Below are 23,942 nucleotides of genomic sequence, written 5' to 3' on the forward strand. Positions count from 1 at the left end.
ATCGCAATTATCCTGCAACGTGAAATTAAAGACCCGCGCCTTGGCATGATGGTAACGGTATCCGGCGTAGAAGTGTCGCGCGACCTGGCGTATGCCAAAGTCTTCGTGACCTTTTTGAATGACCAGGATGAAGATGCGGTAAAAAATGGTCTGAAGGCGCTGAAAGAAGCCTCAGGTTATATCCGTATTCTGGTGGGGAAAGCGATGCGTCTGCGTATCGTACCTGAACTGACCTTCTTCTATGACAACTCGCTGATCGAAGGGATGCGCATGTCTAACCTGGTCAGCAACGTGATCAAAAGTGACGTTGAGCGTCGTGGCGAAAGCCCGGCGGAAGATGACAAGGAGGACTAATGAGTCGTCCTCGTCGTCGCGGTCGCGACGTCCACGGTGTGTTTTTGCTGGATAAGCATCAGGGCGCATCCTCGAACGATGTGCTGCAGAAAGTGAAGCGTCTGTTCCATGCTAACAAAGCGGGTCACACGGGTGCGCTTGATCCCCTGGCAACAGGCATGCTGCCGATCTGCCTCGGTGAAGCGACGAAGTTCTCGCAGTTCCTGCTCGATTCCGATAAACGCTATCGCGTTATTGCCCGCCTCGGCGAGCGTACGGATACCTCAGACGCTGATGGCAATGTCGTCGAAACGCGCCCGGTGACCTTCAATCAAGCCCAGCTTGATGCGGCGCTGGAGAGCTTCCGTGGTGACACCTTACAAGTACCCACCATGTTCTCTGCGTTGAAGTACCAAGGCCGCAAGCTGTATGAATACGCGCGTGAAGGCATTACCGTTCCGCGTGAAGCACGTCCGATCACCGTGTTTGAACTGCAGTTTATTCGCTGGGAAGGGGATGAGCTGGAGCTGGAAATTCACGTTTCCAAGGGCACTTATATTCGCACCATCATCGATGACCTCGGCGAGAAGCTCGGCTGCGGCGCACATGTGATTATGTTGCGTCGTTTGCAGGTGGCTAAGTATCCGATTGATCGCATGATCACCTTTGAGCAGTTGCAGGCGATGGCGGCTGAAGCCAACGCAGCAGAAACGCCAGACTACCGTGCACTGGATGCACTGCTGCTGCCAATGGATAGCCCTGCGGAGGAGTTCCCCATCGTCAATTTGCTGCCCTCTGTCGCCGCTTATTTCAAGCAGGGGATGCCGGTGCAGGTGGCGAATGCGCCTGAACAGGGATTGGTGCGTGTTACCGAAGGTGAAGAGCACAAATTTATCGGCATGGCTGAAATCGCGGAAGATGGGCGCGTAGCGCCGCGTCGTCTGGTGGTCGAGTTTCCCGCCTAATCAACACATTCACGTTTGAGCTAACGGCGCATTTGCGTTGCAATCAGGCGAAGAGTAGAATAGCGCGGCTTTTAAAGCGGGCTGCTGAATTAGAGATCGGCACCCAACCATTCATTTATTATTTCGGAGTTTATTATGTCTCTAAGCGTAGAAGCTAAAGCAGAGATCGTTGCTAAATTCGGTCGTGGTGCTAACGACAGCGGTTCAACTGAAGTTCAGGTTGCTCTGCTGACTGCTCAGATTAACCACCTGCAGGGTCACTTCTCTGAGCACAAAAAAGACCACCACAGCCGTCGCGGTCTGCTGCGCATGGTATCTCAGCGTCGTAAGCTGCTGGACTACCTGAAGCGTAAAGACGTTGCACGTTACACCAGCCTGATCGAAACCCTGGGTCTGCGTCGCTAAGTCTGAAGAATCTGATCAACGATGTAGCACATGCACTATGCAGAAAAGCGCATCTGACGATCAGATTTGTGCGAGTTTCGCGAAAAGGGGGCCTTTATGGCCCCTTTTTTCGAGCAATCCGCAGCATTCCGTACCAAACTCATGTATTGTTGCTGAGAGTGATCTTTGCTTGCAGCGTTTCGCGCGGCTAATGAGAGGCTTTACCGCATGAGCGGTTGAAGATTGTCATTAGTCGCGAGGATGCAACTAAAGATCGGTAAACCCCGGCGAGCCAAAGAGCGCTCTGCCCCTCGAATTTAAGGACTTAAATTTTGCTGAACCCGATCGTACGCAAATTCCAATATGGTCAGCATACCGTCACGCTGGAAACCGGCATGATGGCGCGCCAGGCCACTGCAGCAGTTATGGCTAGCATGGACGACACAGCGGTATTTGTTACCGTTGTTGGCCAGAAAAAAACCAAACCAGGTCAGGATTTCTTCCCGCTGACGGTTAACTATCAGGAGCGTACTTACGCTGCTGGTCGTATCCCGGGTAGCTTCTTCCGTCGTGAAGGCCGTCCAAGCGAAGGTGAAACCCTGATTTCTCGTCTGATTGACCGTCCAGTGCGTCCACTGTTCCCGGAAGGTTTCATCAACGAAGTACAGGTTATTGCGACCGTTGTTTCTGTAAACCCGCAGGTTAACCCGGACATCGTTGCGATGATCGGTGCTTCTGCTGCATTAGCGCTGTCTGGTCTGCCATTCAACGGCCCAATCGGTGCTGCACGCGTAGGTTACATCAACGATCAATACGTACTGAACCCAACTGCTGATGAGATCAAAACCTCACGTCTGGACCTGGTGGTTGCCGGTACTCAGAACGCGGTTCTGATGGTTGAATCTGAAGCGGAAGTGCTGACCGAAGATCAGATGCTGGGTGCTGTGGTGTTCGGCCACGATCAGCAGCAGGTTGTTATCGAAAACATCAACGCGCTGGTTGCTGAAGCGGGCAAACCACGTTGGGATTGGCAGCCAGAGCCAGCGAACGATGCACTGATTGCACGTGTTGCTGCACTGGCAGAAGCCGGTATCGCTGATGCTTACCGCATCACTGATAAGCAAGAGCGTTACACTCAGGTTGGCGCAGTAAAAGATGCCACCATCGCTGCACTGCAGGCTGAAGATGAATCATTAGATGCTGGCGAAATCGCTGACATCGTTCACGATCTCGAGAAGAGCGTTGTGCGTAGCCGTATCATCCGTGGTGAGCCACGTATCGATGGCCGCGAAAAAGATATGATTCGTGGTCTGGATGTACGTACTGGCGTGCTGCCACGTACTCACGGTTCTTCTCTGTTCACCCGTGGTGAAACGCAGGCACTGGTTACCGCAACACTGGGTACCGCCCGTGATGCGCAGAACCTGGATGAGCTGATGGGCGAGCGTACTGATAGCTTCCTGTTCCACTACAACTTCCCTCCATACTCAGTGGGCGAAACCGGCATGGTTGGCTCACCGAAGCGTCGTGAAATTGGTCACGGTCGTCTGGCGAAGCGTGGCGTGCTGGCAGTGATGCCGAAGCAGGAAGAGTTCCCGTACACCGTCCGTGTGGTGTCAGAAATCACCGAATCTAACGGTTCTTCTTCAATGGCTTCTGTGTGTGGTGCTTCTCTGGCACTGATGGACGCAGGCGTACCGATCAAAGCAGCCGTAGCCGGTATCGCGATGGGTCTGGTCAAAGAAAATGAGAACTTCGTGGTTCTGTCTGACATCCTGGGCGATGAAGATCACCTCGGCGATATGGACTTCAAAGTAGCGGGCAGCCGCGACGGTATCACTGCGTTGCAGATGGATATCAAAATTGAAGGTATCACCCGTGAGATCATGCAGGTTGCACTGAATCAGGCTAAGGGCGCGCGTCTGCACATCCTGAGCGTGATGGAGCAGGCCATCAGCACCCCACGTCAGGAAATTTCTGAATTTGCACCGCGCATTTACACCATCAAGATCAATTCAGACAAGATCAAAGATGTTATCGGTAAAGGCGGTTCTGTTATCCGTGCGCTGACCGAAGAAACCGGCACCACCATCGAAATCGAAGATGATGGCACCGTGAAAATCGCAGCAACCGACGGTAACAAAGCGAAAGAAGCGATTCGTCGTATCGAAGAGATCACCGCTGAAATCGAAGTGGGTCGTATCTATTCTGGTAAAGTGACGCGTATCGTTGATTTCGGTGCCTTCGTGGCAATCGGCGGCGGTAAAGAAGGTTTAGTACACATTTCTCAGATCGCTGATAAGCGTGTTGAGAAAGTGACCGACTATCTGCAGATGGGTCAGGAAGTTCCAGTGAAAGTGATGGAAGTGGACCGTCAGGGCCGCGTACGCCTGAGCATCAAAGAAGCGACAGAGCAGAAACCAGCGGAAGAAACCCCTGCTGCAACGAATGCATCTGACGCCGAGTAAGCGTTTACTGATTGGCCTCTCCCTGCTTTTCGGGGAGAGGTATTTGGATCATCGCGAGGGCGGGAATCCTTGTGCACAGCAGGCGGATGACAGGATGGTTATCCCAATGTTTGTATTCGGGAGTGGGAAATGAAGCCTTTTTTGCGCTGGTGTTTTGTTGCGACAGCTATCACGCTGGCAGGATGCAGCAACTCCAATTGGCGTAAGAACGAAGTTCTGGCAGTACCTTTGCAGCCCACACTGCAGCAAGAGGTTATTCTGGCGCGAATGGAACAAATTCTTGCCAGTCGGGCCCTGACCGATGATGAACGCGCACAGCTGTTATATGAGCGCGGAGTGTTGTATGATAGTCTGGGTCTGAGGGCATTAGCGCGAAACGATTTCTCGCAAGCGCTGTCTATCAGACCGGATATGCCGGAAGTGTTTAACTATCTCGGCATTTACTTAACGCAGGCAGGCAATTTTGATGCTGCCTATGAAGCGTTTGATTCTGTACTTGAGCTTGATCCAACTTACAACTATGCGCATTTAAACCGTGGTATCGCCCTCTATTACGGCGGTCGATACAAGTTAGCGCAAGATGATCTGCTGGCGTTTTATCAAGACGATCCTAACGATCCGTTCCGCAGCCTGTGGCTCTACCTCGTTGAACGCGAGATGGATGCCGACAAGGCAAAAGTGACGCTCCAACAGCGTTACGATAAGGCGGCTAAGGACCAATGGGGATGGAATATTGTCGAGTTCTACCTGGGCGACATCAGTGAAAAAACATTGATGGAACGTCTCAAGGCGGACGCAACGGATAACACCTCGCTCGCTGAACATCTCAGTGAAACCAACTTCTATTTAGGTAAGTACTACCTAAGTCTGGGGGAGAAGGACGACGCGAAAGCGTTGTTCAAACTGGCGGTGGCCAACAACGTCAATAACTTTGTTGAACACCGATACGCATTGTTGGAACTGGCGCAACTCGGCCAGACACAAGACGATTTATCAGAATCTGACCAGCAATAGCTGACGAACTTTTATTGCCTGATTTACCCGTAAAGTCATCGCCTGAACAGGTGAGGGCTTTTCTGTTCGTCAAAACTTCTAATTTGAGCCGGTTCACACTTTTTGATGAAAATGACTGAAAGTTTTCACGACGAGTTATGTAGACTGGCCGCCGCAATCTAAGAGGCACGTGTACTACATGACTGATATTCAAACCACTTTTGCTGATCTGGGCCTGAACGCCGACATCCTCGAATCACTGAACGGTATGGGCTACGTTAAGCCATCGCCAATCCAGGCTGAGTGTATTCCTCACCTGCTGGCGGGCCGTGATGTGCTGGGTATGGCGCAGACCGGTAGTGGTAAAACAGCAGCGTTCTCGCTGCCGCTGCTGAACAACGTTGATCCTTCTGTCCGCGCACCGCAAATCCTGGTGCTGGCGCCGACCCGCGAACTGGCGGTTCAGGTGGCTGAAGCGATGACAGAATTCTCTAAACACATGCGCGGTATTAATGTCGTGGCCCTGTACGGTGGCCAGCGTTATGACGTGCAGCTGCGCGCACTGCGCCAGGGTCCACAGATCGTGGTTGGTACCCCGGGTCGTCTGCTGGATCACCTGAAACGCGGTACCCTGGACCTGTCCAGCCTGCGTGGTCTGGTACTGGACGAAGCCGATGAAATGCTGCGTATGGGCTTCATCGAAGACGTTGAAACCATCATGGCGCAGATCCCGGAAGGTCATCAGACCGCACTGTTCTCTGCAACCATGCCGGAAGCGATTCGCCGTATCACTAAGCGTTTCATGAAGGATCCGCAGGAAGTGCGCATCCAGTCCAGCATCACTACACGCCCGGACATTTCTCAGTCTTACTGGACCGCTTACGGCCGTAAGTCTGACGCTCTGGTGCGCTTCCTCGAAGCGGAAGACTTCGATGCTGCCATCATCTTCGTGCGCACCAAAAATGCCACGCTGGAAGTCGCAGAAACGCTGGAGCGTAACGGCTACAACAGCGCCGCGCTGAACGGTGACATGAACCAGGCGCTGCGTGAGCAGACGCTGGAGCGCCTGAAAGACGGTCGTCTGGATATCCTGATCGCGACTGACGTTGCGGCCCGTGGTCTGGACGTTGAGCGTATTAGCCTGGTGGTTAACTACGACATCCCGATGGATGCCGAATCGTATGTGCACCGTATCGGCCGTACCGGTCGTGCGGGTCGTGCTGGCCGTGCGCTGCTGTTCGTTGAGAACCGCGAGCGTCGTCTGCTGCGCAACATCGAACGCACCATGAAGCTGACTATTCCGGAAGTTGAGCTGCCTAACGCCGAGCTGCTGAGTCAGCGTCGTCTGGCGCAGTTCGCTGCGAAAGTTCAGCAGCAGCTGGAAAGCAGCGATCTGGATCAGTACCGTGCGCTGCTGGCTAAAATGCAGCCAGAAGAAGAGCTGGATATGGAAACGCTGGCCGCTGCACTGCTGAAAATGGCGCAGGGCGAACGTCCACTGATTCTGCCACCAGATGCACCACGTCCACAGCGTCGTGAATTCCGCGATCGCGATGAGCGTGGCGGCGACCGTCCACGCCGTGACAGCCGCGAAGGTGGCGATCGTCCACGTCGCGAACGTCGTGACGTTGGCGAAATGCAGCTGTACCGCATTGAAGTGGGCCGTGATGACGGTGTTGAAGTGCGTCATATCGTGGGCGCGATTGCTAACGAAGGCGACATCAGCAGCCGTTACATCGGTAACATCAAGCTGTTTGGTACTCACTCCACTATCGAGCTGCCAAAAGGCATGCCGGGTGAAGTCCTGCAGCACTTCACGCGTACGCGTATTCTCAACAAGCCGATGAATATGCAGCTGCTGGGCGATGCACAGCCACACGAGCGCACCGAGCGTCGTAGCGGCGGTCGTGACTTCGGTGGTGAGCGTCGTGGTAACCGCGAGGGTGGCAACCGTGAAGGTGGCGCACCTCGTCGTTTCTCTGAGCGTCGCGAAGGCGGTCGTGAAGGCGGACGTTTCAGCCGTGAAGGTGGCCGTGGCCCACGTCGCGACGAAGGTGCAGCTGCACCACGTCGCCGTGATGCATAAGCGTTAATCGCTTAAAAATAAAAAGGACGCGCAAGCGTCCTTTTTTTATGTCTGTAACGCGGGCTTTACACGCCGCCGGCAATCAGCACCCGCTCACCGGTAACATAAGCCGACTCTTCCGACGCCAGAAACAGCGCCACCTGCGCCACATCCTCCGGCAGGCCAAAGCGTCCCAGCGGCGTGGCCGCGATCAGCTGCGCTTTAAATTCCGCATTCATTTTTTTCGCTGCCAGCAGCCCTTCGGTCAGAATGATCCCCGGCGCCAGCGCGTTGACGCGAATATTACGCGGGCCCAGCTCACGTGCCAGCCCCTGCGTTAAGGTATCGATTGCGCCTTTGGTCGCTGACCACAGTACCGAGCCGGGCAGGCTGCGCTGGCTGTTTAGCGCGCTGAGGTTGATGATACAGCCGCCGCGCGCCGGGAAATGCTGCGCCGCCTGCTGGCACACCAGCAGCGTACCGAGCAGATTGACGTTGAGCTGTTGCTGCATGTCGCTGACGCTGAGGCTGGCGAAGTCGCCATGGTGAAACATGCCGGCGTTGTTGACCACGATGTCTGGCGCGCCAAACTGCGCAATACTGCTGGCGAACAGGCGCTGCACGTCAGCTTCACGGGATATATCGGCCTGTACGGCGATGGCGTCGCTTCCCAGCGCACAGATATCGGTCACCACATCCGCTGCGCCCGCTTCATCCTGACGATAATTCACCACCACCCGGGCGCCGGCCGCGGCGAAAGTCATGGCGATGGCGGCGCCAATGCCTTTCGACGCGCCCGTCACCAGCGCAATTTTGCCTTCAAGTGCTTGCATTGTGTCTCTCCACCTGAGATTTCGGGTGAGTAAAGCATGCGCTGTTGCCGCTTTGTGCGGTAGCGCAATCCTGCAAGCTTTTTGCACGATCCTGCAAATCTGTGGCGCAGGGACTAGGCGCAACCGCATCGGCAGGTAAGAATGGGGATTCAGTGATTTTTCATCGCGGAGTGCATAACGCATGATTCATCAGGAACAGTGGCAGCAGCTGGTGGCGATGATTGCCCGTCACGCGCAGCAGGATGGGCGCACCGCCAGCGCGATTGATTTTCTCTCTTTTGGCCGCAGCTCGCACCCCTCCAGCCTGGCGCACATTGCCAGCTGGGCGGGGTTTGCGCTGATGGCCCAGGGCCAGAAAGCACTGCGCATGGGCGATGATGTGATGCATTACGGGCCGGGCGATCTGCTGCTGGTCACCATGGACATGCCGGTGCAGTCCTGCGTGGTGCTGGCGACGCCAGAGAAACCCTGTCTTGGCGTCGGCATCACCATCAACGAAGCGCGTCTGCTGCGCTATCTGGAGCATTTCCCGCCGCAGCAGATTGGCAGCGCTGCCCCCGAACGCAGCATTACCGTCCATAAAGTCGCGCCACCGCTGGTGGATGCGGTGATGCGGCTGGTGGCGCTGCTGGATCAGCCCCAGGATATCGCCGCGCTGGCACCGCTGATTGAGCAGGAGATTTTCTATCGCCTGCTGACCGGGCCGGAAGGGCCGCGCATTCTGAACATGGCGCTGACCGAGCGCCCGGGCAACAAAGTGGCGCGCGCGGCGCGCTGGCTGCGCGAAAACTTTCATCAACCGCTGAAGGTGGATCAGCTGGCCAGCAGCGTTGGCATGAGCATTTCATCGCTGCACCATCACTTTAAAGCGGTTACGGCGATGACGCCGATGCAGTATCAGAAGCAGCTGCGGCTCAACGAAGCGCGCCGGTTGATGATGATTGAGAAGCTGGATGCCGGGACGGCGGGCTATCGGGTGGGCTATCAGAGTGCGTCGCAGTTCAGCCGGGAGTACAGCCGTTTTTATGGCCAGTCTCCGGCGCGCGATGTGCGCAAGATGGCGGTGGGGCCGGAAGGACTACTCTCCCCACCGCAGTAAGGCTTACAGCGTGCGTGCGGCTTCCATCGCCAGCGCGAACGAACGCAGGCGCGCCTGCGGATCGTAAATCTGGCCGTTGACCATGATCTCATCCGCCTGGGTTTCGCGCAGCAGCGCGGCAAGGCCGTGGCGCACTTTATCTTTATCGCCCACCACCGACATGCTCAGCGCCTGCTGCACGCCATACTGTTCGGACGGCGACCACAGGTTATCCATGTTCTCCACCGGCGCCGGCAGCGGGCCGGGCTTGCCGCGACGCAGATTAATGAACTGCTGCTGCATCGAGGTGAACAGGAAGCGCGCATCACGATCGCTGTCTGCCGCCACCACGTTGACGCACACCATAGCGTAAGGTTTTGCCAGACGCGCAGAGGGCTGGAATTTTTCGCGATACAGTTGTAGCGCCTGCAACAGCAGGTCTGGCGCGAAGTGCGAAGCAAAGGCAAACGGCAGACCAAGCTGCGCCGCCAGCTGCGCGCTATACAGGCTGGAACCCAGCAGCCACACCGGAATTTTCAGTCCGAGGCCAGGCACCGGCTGCACCGGCGGATGTTCGCCCTCTTCGGTATCAAACCAGCGGATCAGATCGGCCACATCTTCCGGGAAGCTGTCGGCCTGGGCGCTCGAAAGATGACGGCGCAGCGCCAGCATGGTGCGCTGATCGGAGCCGGGCGCGCGGCCCAGTCCGAGATCGATACGGCCAGGGTAGAGGGATTCCAGGGTGCCAAACTGTTCGGCAATCACCAGCGGTGCGTGGTTGGGCAGCATGATGCCGCCGGAGCCGAGGCGCAGCGTTTCGGTGTTAGCGGCGAGATAGCCAATCAGCACCGACGTTGCGGCGCTGGCGATGCCGGTCATGTTGTGGTGTTCGGCCAGCCAGTAGCGATGAAAGCCAAGGGCTTCAGCCTGACGCGCCAGCGCCAGCGAATTATGGAAGGCATCGCGCGCAGACGAGCCTTGCGGAATGGGGGCCAGATCCAGCACGGACAGGCGAACAGTTTTCTTCTCAGACATGGGTACTCCAGCAAAGGATGGCGCAGGTGATAAGTAAACCTGCACCAGTCAGTATTACGCATCATTACCCATATTAAAACTGCTAATAACGGCAGGAATATAGCCGGAATGTGCCTTTAACCGCCGCTATCCAGCGCCATTCCGGCCAGGCGGCGCCAGTAACCGTTGCTGTCGCTGCCGCGCGCCATCATCAGCGGCGCTTCACCCGCTTCGTTAGCGCGGAAGCGATCAACCTGTGCCAGCGTGCTCTCATCCTGCGGCGACAGGCGCACAATATCGATCCAGCCATGCATACCGGCAAGATCGTTGCCAAGGTTGTAACAGTAGCCGCTCATGGTCTGAATGCCGTTCAGGACAAATACCTGCTGGCCCTCCTGCGACAGCACGCGGCGCCCGGTGGGATAATCAATACAGCAGGTCTGGCAATCATCTTTGGCACGGTTTTCGGAACGCGCGGTAAAACAGCGCGCCGATAGCGCCAGCGGCAGATGGCCGTAGCCGAGCACTTCAACCTCAAACCGGTCGCGCAGGCCAGCGTCATGGCACTGCTGCAACAGCTGAATCAGCCAGTCGCGTGACATCTCCACCGGCATGCACCAGCGCGTCATGCCCTCCTGCAGCAGCAGCTGGAGCGTCTGCGCGTTATACACATTCAGGGTAGGACCGGCGACAAACGGCAGTTTGCGCTCTGCCGCCATGTTCACGGTGCCGATATCGTTGGCTTCCAGTAAGAACTCACCGTTTTCAACATAGCGGCGCAGCTCTTTGACTTCCGAAGGGGACTGCAGCAGCGCCAGCGTGCTCAGCACCACCTGTTTGCCGCTGGCCGCCAGCGTGCGGCCCATCTCCATCCACTGACTGAACGCGGTGGCGCGACGTTTGCTGCACACCGCTTCGCCGAGGTAGACAATCTCTGCGCTGCTCTCTGCGGCGCGCTGGTAAAACTGCTCCAGCGTATCGGTAGGCCAGTACCACAGCACCGGGCCGATGGCGTATTTCATACGGTCTCCTTATTGCCAGTCGCGGTGATAGGCGCCGAGCGTGGTCTGGCTGCCTTCAGAAAGTTCACCGAGCGCGCGCATCCACGGCGCCTGCACCGTGAATTGTTGCGGATCGGCCATGCAGCGATCGATCGCCTGACGCCACACTTTCGCCACCTGTGCCACATAGGCCGGGCTGCGCTGGCGTCCCTCAATTTTCACCGAGGCGATATTGGCGCGCAGCAGCTCTGGCAGCAGCGCCAGGGTATTCAGGCTGGTGGGCTCCTCCAGCACGTGATAGCGCTGGTTATCCACCTCGTAGCGCCCTTTACACAGCGTCGGATAGCCCGCGCTCTCATCGGCGGCGTAACGGTCAATCAGCACTTCGTTCAGGCGCGACTCCATGCCCTGTGCCGTCTGCTGCCAGCGCACAAATTTGGCCGGTGAACAGGCGCCCGCGCTGTTCGGCGACTCGCCGGTCAGCCACGACGAGAGATAGCAGCGGCCTTCGGCCATGATGCACAGGCTGCCAAAGGCGAATACTTCGAGCGGCACCGGCGTTTCGCGCGCCAGCTGCTTCACCTGGTGCATCGACAGCACGCGCGGCAGCACCACGCGGCTCAGCGCAAAGTGGCGGTGATAAAACTGAATGGCCTGCAGATTGGTGGCGGACGCCTGCACTGACAGGTGACGTTCAACCTGCGGGTAGCGGCTGGCGGCGTACTCCAGCGTGGCGATATCGGCCAGAATCAGCGCATCGGCACCGTTCTGTGCGGCGACGTCAATGGCGCTTTGCCAGCGGTTAAGGCCGTCAGGATGGGCGAAGGTGTTGATCGCCACGTGCAGTTTACGCCGGTGCTGATGCAGGAAGCGCGCGGCTTCTGCCAGTTTCTTATCGGTAAAATTGAGGCCAGCAAAGTGGCGGGCGTTGGTGTCATCTTTCAGGCCGACGTACACCGCGTCAGCGCCGTGCTCCACCGCCGATTTCAGCGCAGGTAAATTCCCCGCCGGACACAGCAGTTCCATACAATTTCCTCCCCCGGATTCTGAACGCCGTTGAGTGTAAGGAAGCGCAGGTGCTGCAATGTTGATTTAAGGCAGTGAAAGCGGGATTGCCAGGGCGGAATGGAGAATTTTCGCACAGACGCGGGGCGATTTCCTTGATCCCGGTTGAGGCGAAAGCCGTCGGATGTGGCAATATAGATAAAATTTTCTCAAGGGAGTGCAGCGCATGTTCGCACGCTTACGCGGCCTGTTAATTGAAAAAGGGCCGGAATTCCTCGCTTTACCGGTGTCGCTAACACCATTCGCCGTGAAAAAAACGGTTTTGCAACAACTCCTAAACTGGCAATTTCGTCATGCTTTGGCTGAAGGTGAGTTAGACTTTCTGCAAGGGCGTTATCTCGGCATTGAGATCGCGGACGTCAATCTGCGCTGGATCACCACGCTGCAGGACGGGCGCCTGACCGTTTCGCGCGACGCCGAAGCAGATGTCTGGTTTCGTGGCGAAGCCAACGATCTGCTGCTGGTAGCAGCACGCAAAGCCGACCCCGATATGTTGTTCTTTCAGCGCCGTCTGGTGATTGAGGGCGACACGGAGCTGGGACTGGAGGTGAAGAATCTGATGGATGCCATAGAACTGGACGCCATGCCCACGCCATTGCGTACGGGGTTGCTGCAGCTGGCTGCTTTTGTTGAGGCAGGAATGACACAGGACGCGAAGGCCGCTGAGGCGCGCGCGGGGATCTCATGTTGATTCGTACTGAAATTGGTGTGGACGCGGCAGGCATCGACAGCCTGTTAAAGCGCAGTTTTGCCACCGCAGCCGAAGCGGAACTGGTACAGCAGCTGCGTGAAGACGGTTTACTCACGCTGGGCGTGGTGGCTACCGATGACGAAGGCCAGGTGCTGGGTTATGCCGCCTTCAGTCCGGTGACGTTGCAGGGCGAGGATCGTAACTGGGTGGCGCTGGCGCCGCTGGCGGTTGATGCCTCGGTGCGCAGTCAGGGCATTGCTAAACAGCTGGTGTATGAAGGGCTCGATTCGCTCAATGAGTTCAGCTACAGCGCCGTGGTGGTGCTGGGCGATCCGCAGTTCTACAATCCGCTCGGCTTTGAGCCGGCGGCGCGTCACGGCCTGCACTGCCGCTGGCCCGGCAGCGAAGCGGCGTTTCAGGTGTATAAACTGGCGGACGATGCGTTCGATGGGGCAGAAGGGCTGATCGCCTTCTCGGCACCTTTCAATCGTATCGACTAAACCACGCCGTTAAGCAGGCTGGCTGCTGGGCAACCAGCAGCAGTTTCTGCGCCCGGCTCAGCTGTTTTACCTGATACTCCAGCCGGGAAGCCGCCGCGCGATCGCCGGCCGCGCAGTGAAACACCAGCGTCAGTGGACCTTTGCCGCGCAGCGCACGGGCTCCGCGCCCCTGCTGGTGCTGCTGCAGGCGACGGTTGACGTCAGTGGTGATGCCGGTATAAAGCATCCCGGCGGCGGTTTGCAGCATATACAGCTGCCAGCCCTGTTCCATTTACAAACCTCGTTCATGTGCTGGCGGGCAGTGTAACGCGCCTGCGGCCGCATCGCTATCAACGCACGGAGTTGCTCTTGTCTGACCATTCTCATCTGATTCGCTATCTGAAAAAGCAGCACGTGCTGTCGCTATGTGCCAGCGACGGTGATGCGCTATGGTGCGCCAACTGTTTCTACGTGTTCGATGAAGCGCGCATGGCGTTCTGGCTGATGACCGAAGCGGATACGCGTCACGGCGCGCTGATGGCACGTCATCCACGCGTCGCCGGCACGGTGAACGGCCAGCCGAAAACGGTGCTGTTGATTAAAGGCGTGCAGTATCGCGGGCGTATTAAGCTGACTGATGAGGCGCAGGCGCTGAAGGCCTATCAGTCCCGCTTTCCGGTGGCAAAAAAAGTCACCGCGCCGCTGTGGGAAATTACGCTGGATGAGCTGAAAATGACCGATAACGCGCTGGGGTTTGGCAAAAAGATTGTCTGGCAGCGTTAGCCCGGCACGCGCAGAGGCGCACCGGGCGACCGCCTTACGCTGCGTTCAGAATGCGCAGGGATTCGCGGTTAAACGCGGGCAGGTCTTCAGGCGTGCGGCTGGTAACCAGCTTGTCATCATCAACCACCACCTCTTTATCGTAAAAGTCCGCGCCGGCATTGCGCAGATCGATGGCGATAGCTTTCACGCAGGTCATTTTGCGACCGCGCACGCCGTTCGCGCTGATCAGCAGCTGCGGACCGTGACAGATGGCGAAAATCGGTTTGCCGCTGGCGACAAACTCTTTAGTAAAGGTGACAAAGCGATCGTCACCGCGCAGCGCGTCAGGCGAATGACCACCGGGCAGCAACAGCGCGTCGAACTCGGCCGGGCTGACATGGTCAATATCCTTGTCGATTTTGACTTCGGCTTTGCCCTGTTTTCCCTTCACGGTTTTGCCCGCCTGCATCTCAATGGTGACCACTTCATGGCCCGCTTTGGTGAAGGCCTCGGCCGGTGAGGTAAACTCTGAGTCTTCAAATTCATCGGTAATCAGAACCGCTATTTTCTTGCTCATCTTTCTCCTCCTTGCTGGTCACGCACCTGCTGTGCGTGACACGTTTCAACAGACAAGTCTGGACCCTGAGCGCGGAAACGCAAGCCAGCCGGCACAGGCGGGATTGGTTAAATTCCGGAGACAGATCAAGTTTAAGCGTGACGACGCTGGCACACGGGCATAACCTGAATAACACTGTGGGATCTGCGTCGCGCCCTCCGCGCGGCATACGTTATTCAGTTGAATACGGAACCGGTCATGACCCAATTCGCCTCACCTGCACCAGCGGCCCGCTTCGCCTGGTGGAAACCGCTGCTGTTCCTCGCTGTGGTGCTTATCGGCCTGTGGTACGTTAAATGGCAGCCTTACTATGGCAAAGCCTTCACGGCCGCAGAAACCCATTCCATCGGCCGCTCTATTCTTGCCAGTGCCGCAGATTCGCCGTGGCGCGCCGCGCTGGATTACGCCATGGTCTATTTTCTCGCGGTGTGGAAAGCCGCGGTGCTCGGTGTGGTGCTGGGCTCGCTGGTGCAGGTGCTGATTCCGCGCCGCTGGCTGCTGCGCCTGATGGGCAGCAACCGGCTGGGGGCCACGCTGGTCGGCACCGGTTTTGGCCTGCCGGGCATGATGTGCAGCTGCTGTGCCGCGCCGGTGACCGTCGGCCTGCGCCAGGCGCAGGTTTCAAGCGGCGCGGCGATGGCGTTCTGGCTGGCGAATCCGCTGCTCAATCCGGCAACGCTGGTGTTTATGGGCTTTGTGCTCGGCTGGCAGTTTGCCGCCATTCGGCTGGTGGCGGGTGGGGTGATGGTGCTGGGGATTGCCATGCTGGTGCAGCGCAGCGTGCCGGAAACCGCCGTTGCCGCGCCGCTGTTGCCGCAAGAAAGCCATGAACGGTTTGTGACGCGCTGGCTGCGCGTGATGTGGCGGCTGTTCTGTAACACCATTCCGCTCTACATCGTGGCGGTGCTGCTGCTCGGCGCCGCGCGCGTCTGGCTGTTTCCGCACGCGGACGGCGCGGTGGGGAATACGCTGTTCTGGGTGATGCTGATGGCCATCGCCGGCTGCCTGTTTGTGATCCCGACCGCCGCCGAGATCCCCATCGTGCAAACCATGATGCTGGCGGGCATGGGCATCGCACCGGCGCTGGCGCTGCTGGTGACGCTGCCCGCGGTCAGCGTGCCGTCGCTACTGATGCTGCATCGCGCGTTCCCGCCGCGCGCGCTGTGGATCGCCTTCTGCGGCGTGGCCGTCAGCGGCATGCTGCTCGGCATCCTCGCACTGTGGCTGGCGTAGATACCAGATAGTCTGATTGCGGCTGCCGCGCCACAGCAGCCGCGCATCTTTTTCCGCTTCGATGAAACGTCCATCAATCAGCACGTCGATTTCCGCAATCACTTCACGCTGCGCCGCCGTCAGCTCCGCCAGGGTGTAGCCGGTCCACAGCCAGATATCTTTATCCGGACAGTCGCGCCGCACGCGTTTCACCAGCCGGCGAATATGCGGCACATTGTGCGGATGCAGCGGATCGCCGCCGCTCAGCGACAGCCCCTGACGCGGAATGCGTTGATCCTGCAGATCGGCGATCAGCTGCTCCTCCATGGCCAGCGTAAACGGCACGCCGGAGTCAGGCCGCCAGGTGCTCTGGTTGTAGCAGCCGCGACACTGATGTTCACAGCCCGCGACAAACAGCGTGCAGCGCGTGCCGGGACCATTCACGATATCCACATCGTAGTAGCGATGAATGTGCATCATCCCAGCTGTCCGGTATCAAGGTGTTTGACGCGGCGCTGCACCTCTTCCTGCTTGCCGGCGTTGAACGGCCGCGCATCCGGGCTGCCAAGATAGCCGCAGACGCGGCGCGTGACCGAAACGCGCGCCGGATCGTGATTGCCGCAGCAAGGACAGGTAAAGCCTTTGCTGGTACAGCTGAACTCGCCGCTGAAGCCGCACTCGTAGCACTCATCGATCGGCGTGTTGGTGCCGTAATAGGGCACGCGGTCGTAGCTGTAATCCCACACATCTTCCAGCGCCCGCAGGTTGTGCTGAATGTTGGGGTATTCGCCGTAACAGATGAAGCCGCCGTTAGCGATGGCCGGGTAGGGCGCTTCAAAGTCGATTTTGTCGTACGGATTGACCTTTTTCTCTACGTCGAGATGGAAGCTGTTGGTGTAATAGCCTTTGTCGGTCACGCCCGGCACTACGCCAAATTCGGCGGCATCAAGGCGACAGAAGCGATCGCACAGGTTTTCACTGGGCGTACTGTACAGGCTAAAGCCGTAGCCGGTTTCCGCTTTCCATGCATCCACCGCCTGGCGCAGATGCGTCACAATCGCCACGCCGGTTGCGCGCAGGTGCGCGGCATCATACGGATGCACGGCGTTGCCGCTTAGCGCGTTGAGTGTTTCATGCAGACCGATATAGCCCAGCGAGATCGAGGCGCGGCCGTTGCGGAAGATCTTGCCCACCTCATCGTCCGCGTTGAGCCGCACGCCGCAGGCACCTTCCATGTAAAGAATCGGTGCGACGCGCGCTTTGGTTTTTTCCAGCCGGGCAATGCGGGTCATCAGCGCCCGCTTCGCCAGCGCCAGGCGCGCATCCAGCAACGTCCAGAAGCGGGCTTCGTCTCCCTGGGCTTCTAACGCAATGCGCGGCAGGTTGAGGCTGATCACGCCGATGTTGTTGCGGCCCTCATGAATCTGCTCGCCGTTTTCCTCGTAAACGCCGAGGAAGCTGCGGCAGCCCATCGGCGTTTTGAACGAGCCGGTGACTTCCACCACTTTGTCGTAGTTGAGAATATCCGGATACATGCGCTTGCTGGCACACTCCAGCGCCAGCTGTTTGATGTCGTAATTGATGTCGCCGGCGCGGCGATTGACGCCTTCGCGAATGGCAAACACCAGCTTAGGAAACACCGCGGTTTTATGGTTTTTGCCCAGCCCGGCAATGCGGTTGCGCAGAATCGATTGCTGAATCAGGCGCGCCGCCCAGTCGGTGCCGAGGCCAAAGCCAAAAGTGACGAACGGCGTCTGGCCGTTGGCGGTGTGCAGCGTATTGACTTCGTACTCCAGCGACTGAAACGCGTCGTAGCACTCTTTTTCCGTGCGTGCGTGCGCGTAAGCTTCCACGTCAGCAATCTGCCATTCGCGGGCAATCTGGCGATGTTTTTCAAGGCTGAGGGTGACAAACGGCGCCAGCACTTCGTCAATGCGGTTTATGGTGGTGCCGCCGTAAATATGGCTGGCGACCTGCGCAATGATCTGCGCCGTCACCGCGGTGGCGGTGGCGATGGATTTTGGCGGTTCAATCTCGGCGTTACCCATTTTGAAGCCGTGCGTCAGCATGCCGTGCAGATCGATCAGCATGCAGTTAAACATCGGGAAGAAGGGAGAGTAGTCGAGGTCGTGATAATGGATTTCCCCACGCTCGTGCGCCAGCACCACATCGCGCGGCAGCAACTGCTGCTGGGCATAATGTTTGGCCACGATGCCGGCCAGCAGGTCGCGCTGCGTCGGGATCACTTTGCTGTCTTTGTTGGCGTTTTCGTTGAGCAGCGCCGCGTTGGTCTGTTCCACCAGGCCGCGAATGGCATGGTGCAGCTTGCCGCGCTGCTCGCGCGCCAGATCCCGGTCGTGACGGTATTCGATATAGGCGCGCGCCAGCTGTGGCCAGCGTCCGCTCATCAGCGCCTCTTCCACGGCACACTGGATGTCGCGAATATCGACTTCAGCCTGCGTTGCCAGCTGCGCGCTGACCTGCTGAGCGACTGTCGTGCACCAGGCCAGGTCGTCAACCTGGGCGGCCTGCGCGGCGGCCCGCACTGCAACTTCAATGCGTCGGGCATCAAATGGCACCCTGCAACCGTCACGCTTAATCACTACCGTTGCCATCTTCCCTTTCTCCGCTGAAAACTACATGTAGATAATTTTAAGGAGTGTAATCGCAACATGTGGTGTTTCAGAGGGAATTAATCGCACTGTTTTTGACCTGTCGCAAAGAAGCGCGGCCAGCGCCTGAAAGCCGTGCAGTGGTCAACAGCCGCTACACTGAAAAGTTTTAAGCCGCACAAACTTCAGCCGGTTGCAACTTGCTTTGCGTTGCGAAACAGGTTTAATGAGCGTTTTGCGCCATTTCCGGCCCATCGTTTTGCCTTACAAGGATGCCCACCATGCTTCTGCCCCGTACGCTGCTGGCCGTTTTGTGTTCCCTGACGTTTTCCACGCAGGCCGCACCGGCAGGCGATCTGCCGCTGATGCCGTGGCCACAGCAGGTGACGCAGCCCGCAGGCGGTGGCGCGTTTAACCTGACGCCGCAATTTTCGCTGCACATCACCGGCGATCACCTGGAAGGGGCCGAAGCGCGCTGGCGCGCCCGCATTGCGCGGCAAACCGGCTGGGCGTTGCTGCCCGCCAGCCCGGCCAGCGATCGTCCCGCCATTCAGGTCCGGATTGCCGACGCGGTCGATCCGCTACCGCAACCGGACAGCGACGAAAGCTACCATCTGGAGGTCAGCAGCAGTGGCGTACTGCTGCAGGCACCTACCCGTTTTGGCGCGATGCGCGGCATGGAAACCCTGCTGCAGCTGATCGCCAACACCGCCAGCGGCACGCAAATTCCCTTTGTCACCATTGACGATCGGCCGCGCTTCCCGTGGCGCGGCGTGCTGATCGACCCGGTGCGCCACTTCCTGCCGCTGGAAACCCTCAAGCGGCAGATTGATGGTATCGCCGCGGCGCGCATGAACGTGTTTCACTGGCACCTGACCGACGATCAGGGCTGGCGCTTTGCTTCCAGTCACTATCCGCAGCTGCAGCAGCAGGCCAGTGATGGCCTGTTCTACAGCCAGCAGCAAATGCGCGAGCTGGTGCACTATGCCACCCAGCGCGGCGTGCGCGTGGTGCCGGAAATCGATCTGCCCGGCCATGCTTCCGCGCTGGCCGTAGCGATGCCAGAGCTGATGAGCGCGCCGGGGCCGTATGCCATGGAGCGCGGCTGGGGGGTGTTTAAACCCTTGCTCGATCCCAGCAATGAAGCGGTGTTTCGCTTTATCGATACGCTGATTGGCGAAGTCGCGGCGATCTTTCCCGATCCCTATATTCACATCGGCGGGGATGAAGTCGATCCCAGTCAGTGGAACGCCTCACCGAAGATTCAGCAGTTTATGCGCGACCACGGCCTGCAGGACGCCCATGCGCTGCAGGCGTGGTTCAACCAGCGGGTGGAGAAGATTCTCGCCGCGCATCAGCGGCGCATGCTTGGCTGGGATGAGGTGTACCATCCCGACCTGCCGAAAAGTATTGTGATTCAGTCGTGGCAGGGGCAGGACGCGCTGAGCGAAGTGGTAAAGCAGGGGTATCGCGGCATTCTTTCCACCGGTTTTTATCTCGACCAGCCGCAGAGCGCCGCGTATCACTATCGCAACGAGCTCTGGCCGCAGGGGCTGAACGGCGTCGATCAACTGCGCGCCGACGATCAGGCGCAAAGCTGGCAGTTCACTATGCCGCGTCTGAAAGGCAGCGCGGTGCAGGGCAGTTTCACCCTGATTGAGGGCAAAAACGGCTGGCGCGGTTTTATCGATTTCAGCGGCAAGGCGCAACGCCAGGTCAGCGACATTCGCTGGCTATCACCGACGCAGCTGACCTTCAGCGTCGACAGCTGGATGGGGCCGTTTCAGCCGGTGGTGACGCTGACGCGTGACAGCCTGACCGGCTACGTGCTGGTGGGCAACGTACGCTATCCGACCACAGGCAGCAGGCTGGCGCAGATACCGGCCGGTATTGCCCCGGTACTGCCCACGCCCGCTCAGCTGCAGCGTGATTTGCTGGGCGGTGAAGCGGCGCTGTGGGCGGAGAACGTGAATAGCCGGGTGATTGATACGCGGCTGTGGCCGCGCGCCTTTGTGGTGGCGGAGCGGCTGTGGTCGGCGCAGGATGTGACCGACAGCGAGAATATGTACCAGCGGCTCAGCGCGATTGATCGCTGGGGGACGGTGTCAGTCGGCCTGCAGCAGCATCAGCAGGCCGAGGTGCAGATGATGCGGCTGGCCAACAGCAGCGATATCACTCCGCTGCGCGTGCTGGCGGAAGTGCTGGAACCCGCGCAGTATTACACCCGCCAGCACCTGAAGTTTCAGGCCGGGCATTATGACTATTTTGAGCCGCTGAACCGGCTGGCGGACGTGCTGCCGGCTGAGAGCGAGCCGGTGCGCCTGCTGGATAAGCAGGTGGATGCGCTGATCGCCAATCGCGGCGATCATGCTGCCGCCAGCGCCCTGCGCCATCAGCTGCAGCGCTGGCAGCGCAACAGCGATGCAGTGATGCCGCTGGTGCTGGGCAACTATCAGCTGAAAGCGCTGCAGCCGCAGGTGCGTCAGGTCGCTGAGCTGAGCCGGATGGGGCTGGATCTGGTGAATGCGCTGGAGCGCAACCAGGCCTATGGCGCAGGCGAGGTGGCGCAGATGCACGCCCGGCTGGATGCGGCGGCGCAGGTGCAGGATGAAACGGTGCTGGCGCTGGTGCGACCGCTGGAGAAACTGCTGCGATCGTCGAGATAGGGAAGATCGGAATTCACGAACTATGCAGGGTCGTCATTGATGACGACCTGGCGATCTCGCCAGGTGCGCACGGATACGCCCCCTGCATGCTGTGTGATTGATGACAGCTAAATCAGCGGCGTACCGCGATGGCTTCGATCTCAATCTTCACGTCTTTCGGCAGACGCGCCACTTCCACGCAGGAGCGCGCCGGGAAGCTGGCCTGATGCTCGGTGAAAAACGCTTCATAGGTGGCGTTGACCGTGGCGAAATCGTTCAGGTCTTTGACGAACACGGTGGTCTTCACAATGTCGCCCACCTGCAGGCCAGCGGCCAGCACAATCGCCTTCACATTCTCGAGCGACTGACGCGCCTGCGCGGCGATGTCGTCCGGAACCGCACCGGTGGCCGGATCGACCGGGATCTGGCCGGAGGTGATGATCATGCTGCCGAGATCCACGCCCTGGACGTACGGGCCAATCGCTGCCGGGGCTTTTTCAGTACTGATTTCGCGAGACATTGTTTCTCCTTAGGCATGCGCGGCGAACCCTTGCCCGCCGCGAAAATGTTCGCCCCATTATAGGGAGGAAACGGGCGATTACCAGTGACCGAGCACCACGTGGCGCGCGAACTCTTTCTCGCAGTATTTACACTTCAGGTGCACATCGTCATCGCGCTGCTTCACCGCAAAGCTGGAGAACACCGGCTCGCTGCGGCTGATGCAGTTGCCGTTGGGACAGGTCAGCACGCGCTCGATGCGTTCCGGCAGCGTCGGTGCGATCTTCGCCACCACTTCATACTCATCAATGCGATTCACCGTGGCGTGCGGCGCGTACACCGCCAGCTGATTGATCTGATCATCGGTCAGAAAAGTATTTTCGATTTTGATCAGATCCTTACGCCCCATCTCGCCCGACGGCAGATTAAGGCCGATGGTGATGCGCTGATCGGTTTCGGTGAGGCGGAACAGTGACAGTAGCTTAAAGCCGACCTGCGCCGGAATGTGGTCAATCACCGTGCCGCGTTTGATGGCTTCAACCTGCAGTTTGTTATCGTGGGTCATCGTTCTGCTCCTTACAGTGCCAGTTCGCTATTCAGTACCAGCGCCAGCAGGGCCTGGCGGGCATAGATGCCGTTGCCGGCCTGCTGGAAATACCAGGCGTGCGGCGTGCTGTCGACATCGGTGGTGATCTCATCAATGCGCGGCAGCGGATGCAGCACCTTCATGTTATCGCGCGCGCCGGCCAGATCGGCCGCCCGCAGGATGAACTGCGCTTTCACGTTGGCATACTCTGAGGGATCGAGACGCTCTTTCTGTACGCGCGTCATGTAGAGAATATCCAGCTCCGGCATCACTTCTTCGATGCTGTCGTGGCGCGACCAGGCAATGGTCTGTTCATCCAGCATATCGGTGATGTAGGACGGCATCGCCAGCGCATCCGGTGCGATGAAGTAGAAGCGGTTGCCGCTGAACTTCGCCAGCGCCTGGGTCAGCGAATGCACGGTGCGGCCATATTTCAGGTCGCCAACCATCGCCACGTTGAGGTTATCGAGGCGGCTCTGGGTTTCCCGGATGGTGAACAGATCGAGTAGCGTCTGCGTCGGGTGCTGGTTGGCGCCGTCACCGGCGTTAAGGATCGGCACGCCGCCCGAGAACTCCGTGGCCAGCCGCGCCGCCCCTTCCTGCGGATGGCGCATCACGATGGCATCCACATAGGTGCCAATCACCGAGATGGTATCGGCGAGGGTTTCCCCTTTCTTGCCCAGCGAGGTGTTGCTGCCGTCGGCAAACCCCACCACCGACGCGCCCAGCCGGTGCATCGCGGTTTCAAACGACAGGCGGGTGCGCGTTGAAGCCTCAAAGAAGCAGCTGGCGATAACGTTGTGTTTCAGCAGCTCCGGCTGCGGATGGGCTTTCAGCTGGGCGGCGGTATGCAGCACCAGCTCCAGCTCATCGCGGTTGAGGTCGTTGATGGAAATAATGTGCTTGCGATATAGCGGGTTGGCCATAGCTCTCTCCTCTGCGCTGCCGGATTGCGGACAAAAAAAAGCCCCTTTACAGGGGCTTTCTGGCGATCGATGAATGACGGAAAGAAACAGGTGCGCCGCCTGCATTCAGGCGTACGGGAGCGGCAAATTGTGCGCTGCGCTGTTGCATGTTTCCTCCGGCAAATTGTGGCGCATTATACGCATTCACTGAGCCGCATCAAGCAGAAATCACGCGCGAGGTAAACGTTTGCGCCGCGCGGGCTTAGCGCTGACTCAGCGTCGCCACCATCACCGCTTTGATGGTGTGCATGCGATTTTCCGCCTGGTCAAACACCACGCTATGGTCGGATTCAAACACCTCGTTGCTGACTTCCATGCCGTCATGCAGACCATACTGTTCGGCCATCTGCCGTCCGAGCGTGGTTTGGTCATCATGAAACGCGGGCAGGCAGTGCAGGAATTTCACCTGTGGATTGCCGGTCAGCGCCAGCATCGCGCTGTTCACCTGATAAGGACGCAGCAGGGCGATGCGCTCTTCCCACACTGATTTCGCTTCGCCCATTGATACCCAGACGTCGGTATAGATGAAATCAGCACCCTGCACGCCTTCGGCAATCTCTTCCGTCAGGGTGATTTTGCCGCCGGTGTGCTGTGCTGCCGCGCGGCACTGCGCCACCAGCTCCTCTTCTGGCCAGCAGCCTTTCGGCGCCACCAGCCGCCGATCCAGCCCCACCAGC

At 58.6% G+C, this 23,942-nt stretch carries 23 protein-coding genes and 2 pseudogenes; 13 read left to right on the plus strand and 12 right to left on the minus strand.

Translation table 11 applies throughout. From position 1 onward, the window contains the following. The 7 genes from rbfA to FT726_RS20360 all read left to right on the plus strand — a co-directional run. Window positions 1-354 (plus strand): 30S ribosome-binding factor RbfA (gene rbfA, locus FT726_RS20335; protein ID WP_346303337.1); only part of this gene is annotated, 354 nt, incomplete at its 5' end. Next, entirely contained in the window at window positions 354-1,298 is a 945-nt protein-coding gene (truB, locus tag FT726_RS20340; protein ID WP_346303338.1) for a tRNA pseudouridine(55) synthase TruB, read from the plus strand. The genes rbfA and truB, both read left to right, overlap by 1 nt. A 135-nt stretch (window positions 1,299-1,433) precedes the next feature. Continuing rightward, window positions 1,434-1,703: a 30S ribosomal protein S15 gene (gene rpsO, locus FT726_RS20345; RefSeq protein WP_034826514.1), complete on the plus strand. Its 270-nt coding sequence runs from the start codon at window positions 1,434-1,436 to the stop codon at window positions 1,701-1,703. A gap of 311 nt (window positions 1,704-2,014) precedes the next feature. After that, a complete protein-coding gene (gene pnp, locus FT726_RS20350; protein ID WP_346303339.1) occupies window positions 2,015-4,150 on the plus strand; it encodes a polyribonucleotide nucleotidyltransferase in 2,136 nt (711 codons plus the stop codon). A 129-nt stretch (window positions 4,151-4,279) separates the two neighbouring features. After that, window positions 4,280-5,164 (plus strand): lipoprotein NlpI, encoded by an 885-nt coding sequence (nlpI, locus tag FT726_RS20355; protein WP_021507697.1) that lies wholly within the window; start codon window positions 4,280-4,282, stop codon window positions 5,162-5,164. A gap of 105 nt (window positions 5,165-5,269) precedes the next feature. Next, window positions 5,270-5,326: a protein YrbN gene (gene yrbN / locus FT726_RS27660; RefSeq protein ID WP_098053093.1), complete on the plus strand. Its 57-nt coding sequence runs from the start codon at window positions 5,270-5,272 to the stop codon at window positions 5,324-5,326. Between the two features lie 16 nt (window positions 5,327-5,342). Next, window positions 5,343-7,229 (plus strand): DEAD/DEAH family ATP-dependent RNA helicase, encoded by a 1,887-nt coding sequence (locus tag FT726_RS20360; RefSeq protein WP_222985851.1) that lies wholly within the window; start codon window positions 5,343-5,345, stop codon window positions 7,227-7,229. A 65-nt stretch (window positions 7,230-7,294) separates the two neighbouring features. Here FT726_RS20360 and FT726_RS20365 read toward each other — a convergent pair whose 3' ends face one another. Then, complete coding sequence (locus FT726_RS20365; RefSeq protein ID WP_021507695.1) at window positions 7,295-8,041, minus strand: SDR family NAD(P)-dependent oxidoreductase; 747 nt, start codon at window positions 8,039-8,041, stop codon at window positions 7,295-7,297. Between the two features lie 181 nt (window positions 8,042-8,222). On the opposite strand from FT726_RS20365, the gene FT726_RS20370 reads away from it, so the two are divergent. After that, window positions 8,223-9,140, plus strand: coding sequence for an AraC family transcriptional regulator (locus FT726_RS20370; protein ID WP_021507694.1), 918 nt, complete (start codon window positions 8,223-8,225; stop codon window positions 9,138-9,140). Between the two features lie 3 nt (window positions 9,141-9,143). Here FT726_RS20370 and FT726_RS20375 read toward each other — a convergent pair whose 3' ends face one another. From FT726_RS20375 to FT726_RS20385, 3 genes are all read right to left on the minus strand, one after another. Next, a complete protein-coding gene (locus FT726_RS20375; RefSeq protein ID WP_288423110.1) occupies window positions 9,144-10,154 on the minus strand; it encodes a luciferase-like monooxygenase in 1,011 nt (336 codons plus the stop codon). Between the two features lie 116 nt (window positions 10,155-10,270). Next, complete coding sequence (locus tag FT726_RS20380) at window positions 10,271-11,155, minus strand: U32 family peptidase (protein WP_058780386.1); 885 nt, start codon at window positions 11,153-11,155, stop codon at window positions 10,271-10,273. Window positions 11,156-11,164: 9 nt separating this feature from the next. Further along, entirely contained in the window at window positions 11,165-12,160 is a 996-nt protein-coding gene (locus FT726_RS20385; protein ID WP_058759571.1) for a peptidase U32 family protein, read from the minus strand. Between the two features lie 205 nt (window positions 12,161-12,365). Between FT726_RS20385 and FT726_RS20390 the strand changes: the two genes are divergently transcribed. Beyond that, on the plus strand, window positions 12,366-12,890 hold the full coding sequence (locus tag FT726_RS20390; protein ID WP_058759570.1) for an SCP2 domain-containing protein: 525 nt from the start codon (window positions 12,366-12,368) through the stop codon (window positions 12,888-12,890). Continuing rightward, window positions 12,884-13,390 carry a GNAT family N-acetyltransferase gene (locus FT726_RS20395; RefSeq protein WP_021507689.1) on the plus strand — a complete coding sequence of 169 codons (507 nt, stop codon included), beginning with the start codon at window positions 12,884-12,886 and terminating at the stop codon, window positions 13,388-13,390. The genes FT726_RS20390 and FT726_RS20395 overlap by 7 nt, the downstream gene beginning before the upstream one ends. Here the strand turns inward: FT726_RS20395 and FT726_RS20400 are convergent. Beyond that, window positions 13,374-13,661 carry a GIY-YIG nuclease family protein gene (locus FT726_RS20400; RefSeq protein ID WP_021507688.1) on the minus strand — a complete coding sequence of 96 codons (288 nt, stop codon included), beginning with the start codon at window positions 13,659-13,661 and terminating at the stop codon, window positions 13,374-13,376. The two genes, FT726_RS20395 and FT726_RS20400, sit on opposite strands and share 17 nt — an antisense overlap. Before the next feature lie 77 nt (window positions 13,662-13,738). Between FT726_RS20400 and FT726_RS20405 the strand changes: the two genes are divergently transcribed. Continuing rightward, entirely contained in the window at window positions 13,739-14,152 is a 414-nt protein-coding gene (locus tag FT726_RS20405) for a YhbP family protein (RefSeq protein WP_288423115.1), read from the plus strand. Window positions 14,153-14,186: 34 nt separating this feature from the next. Here the strand turns inward: FT726_RS20405 and FT726_RS20410 are convergent, their stop codons facing one another. Continuing rightward, on the minus strand, window positions 14,187-14,708 hold the full coding sequence (locus tag FT726_RS20410; protein ID WP_021507686.1) for a type 1 glutamine amidotransferase domain-containing protein: 522 nt from the start codon (window positions 14,706-14,708) through the stop codon (window positions 14,187-14,189). Between the two features lie 237 nt (window positions 14,709-14,945). On the opposite strand from FT726_RS20410, the gene FT726_RS20415 reads away from it, so the two are divergent. After that, a complete protein-coding gene (locus tag FT726_RS20415) occupies window positions 14,946-15,980 on the plus strand; it encodes a permease (protein ID WP_346303340.1) in 1,035 nt (344 codons plus the stop codon). Here FT726_RS20415 and nrdG read toward each other — a convergent pair. Continuing rightward, window positions 15,975-16,439: pseudogene (gene nrdG / locus FT726_RS20420) on the minus strand (anaerobic ribonucleoside-triphosphate reductase-activating protein); the annotation flags it as partial. The gene FT726_RS20415 and the pseudogene nrdG sit on opposite strands and share 6 nt — an antisense overlap. After that, window positions 16,436-18,574: an anaerobic ribonucleoside-triphosphate reductase gene (nrdD, locus tag FT726_RS20425; RefSeq protein WP_288423121.1), complete on the minus strand. Its 2,139-nt coding sequence runs from the start codon at window positions 18,572-18,574 to the stop codon at window positions 16,436-16,438. The pseudogene nrdG and the gene nrdD, both read right to left, overlap by 4 nt. Before the next feature lie 278 nt (window positions 18,575-18,852). Between nrdD and FT726_RS20430 the strand changes: the two genes are divergently transcribed. Then, complete coding sequence (locus FT726_RS20430; protein ID WP_346303341.1) at window positions 18,853-21,237, plus strand: family 20 glycosylhydrolase; 2,385 nt, start codon at window positions 18,853-18,855, stop codon at window positions 21,235-21,237. A 112-nt stretch (window positions 21,238-21,349) separates the two neighbouring features. Here the strand turns inward: FT726_RS20430 and ridA are convergent, their stop codons facing one another. The 4 genes and pseudogenes from ridA to FT726_RS20450 form a co-directional block, all read right to left on the minus strand. Then, the gene (gene ridA / locus FT726_RS20435; protein ID WP_010615965.1) at window positions 21,350-21,736 is read right to left on the minus strand and encodes a 2-iminobutanoate/2-iminopropanoate deaminase; all 387 of its coding nucleotides are present in this window, start codon (window positions 21,734-21,736) and stop codon (window positions 21,350-21,352) included. A gap of 78 nt (window positions 21,737-21,814) precedes the next feature. Beyond that, the gene (pyrI, locus tag FT726_RS20440; protein ID WP_010615964.1) at window positions 21,815-22,279 is read right to left on the minus strand and encodes an aspartate carbamoyltransferase regulatory subunit; all 465 of its coding nucleotides are present in this window, start codon (window positions 22,277-22,279) and stop codon (window positions 21,815-21,817) included. An 11-nt stretch (window positions 22,280-22,290) separates the two neighbouring features. Continuing rightward, the gene (gene pyrB / locus FT726_RS20445) at window positions 22,291-23,226 is read right to left on the minus strand and encodes an aspartate carbamoyltransferase (protein ID WP_058759564.1); all 936 of its coding nucleotides are present in this window, start codon (window positions 23,224-23,226) and stop codon (window positions 22,291-22,293) included. A gap of 241 nt (window positions 23,227-23,467) precedes the next feature. Beyond that, window positions 23,468-23,942: pseudogene (locus FT726_RS20450) on the minus strand (ornithine carbamoyltransferase subunit F); the annotation flags it as partial.

Source organism: Pantoea sp. Morm, from assembly GCF_016643525.1.
Lineage (GTDB): Bacteria > Pseudomonadota > Gammaproteobacteria > Enterobacterales > Enterobacteriaceae > Pantoea > Pantoea dispersa.

Coding starts and splice junctions, on each gene's coding strand:
- truB (WP_346303338.1), top strand. CDS start 354: ATGAGTCGTCCTCGTCGTCGCGGTCGCGACGTCCACGGTGTGTTTTTG.
- rpsO (WP_034826514.1), top strand. CDS start 1,434: ATGTCTCTAAGCGTAGAAGCTAAAGCAGAGATCGTTGCTAAATTCGGT.
- nlpI (WP_021507697.1), top strand. CDS start 4,280: ATGAAGCCTTTTTTGCGCTGGTGTTTTGTTGCGACAGCTATCACGCTG.
- FT726_RS20360 (WP_222985851.1), top strand. CDS start 5,343: ATGACTGATATTCAAACCACTTTTGCTGATCTGGGCCTGAACGCCGAC.
- FT726_RS20365 (WP_021507695.1), bottom strand. CDS start 8,041: ATGCAAGCACTTGAAGGCAAAATTGCGCTGGTGACGGGCGCGTCGAAA.
- FT726_RS20370 (WP_021507694.1), top strand. CDS start 8,223: ATGATTCATCAGGAACAGTGGCAGCAGCTGGTGGCGATGATTGCCCGT.
- FT726_RS20375 (WP_288423110.1), bottom strand. CDS start 10,154: ATGTCTGAGAAGAAAACTGTTCGCCTGTCCGTGCTGGATCTGGCCCCC.
- FT726_RS20380 (WP_058780386.1), bottom strand. CDS start 11,155: ATGAAATACGCCATCGGCCCGGTGCTGTGGTACTGGCCTACCGATACG.
- FT726_RS20385 (WP_058759571.1), bottom strand. CDS start 12,160: ATGGAACTGCTGTGTCCGGCGGGGAATTTACCTGCGCTGAAATCGGCG.
- FT726_RS20390 (WP_058759570.1), top strand. CDS start 12,366: ATGTTCGCACGCTTACGCGGCCTGTTAATTGAAAAAGGGCCGGAATTC.
- FT726_RS20395 (WP_021507689.1), top strand. CDS start 12,884: ATGTTGATTCGTACTGAAATTGGTGTGGACGCGGCAGGCATCGACAGC.
- FT726_RS20400 (WP_021507688.1), bottom strand. CDS start 13,661: ATGGAACAGGGCTGGCAGCTGTATATGCTGCAAACCGCCGCCGGGATG.
- FT726_RS20410 (WP_021507686.1), bottom strand. CDS start 14,708: ATGAGCAAGAAAATAGCGGTTCTGATTACCGATGAATTTGAAGACTCA.
- FT726_RS20415 (WP_346303340.1), top strand. CDS start 14,946: ATGACCCAATTCGCCTCACCTGCACCAGCGGCCCGCTTCGCCTGGTGG.
- nrdD (WP_288423121.1), bottom strand. CDS start 18,574: ATGGCAACGGTAGTGATTAAGCGTGACGGTTGCAGGGTGCCATTTGAT.
- FT726_RS20430 (WP_346303341.1), top strand. CDS start 18,853: ATGCTTCTGCCCCGTACGCTGCTGGCCGTTTTGTGTTCCCTGACGTTT.
- ridA (WP_010615965.1), bottom strand. CDS start 21,736: ATGTCTCGCGAAATCAGTACTGAAAAAGCCCCGGCAGCGATTGGCCCG.
- pyrI (WP_010615964.1), bottom strand. CDS start 22,279: ATGACCCACGATAACAAACTGCAGGTTGAAGCCATCAAACGCGGCACG.
- pyrB (WP_058759564.1), bottom strand. CDS start 23,226: ATGGCCAACCCGCTATATCGCAAGCACATTATTTCCATCAACGACCTC.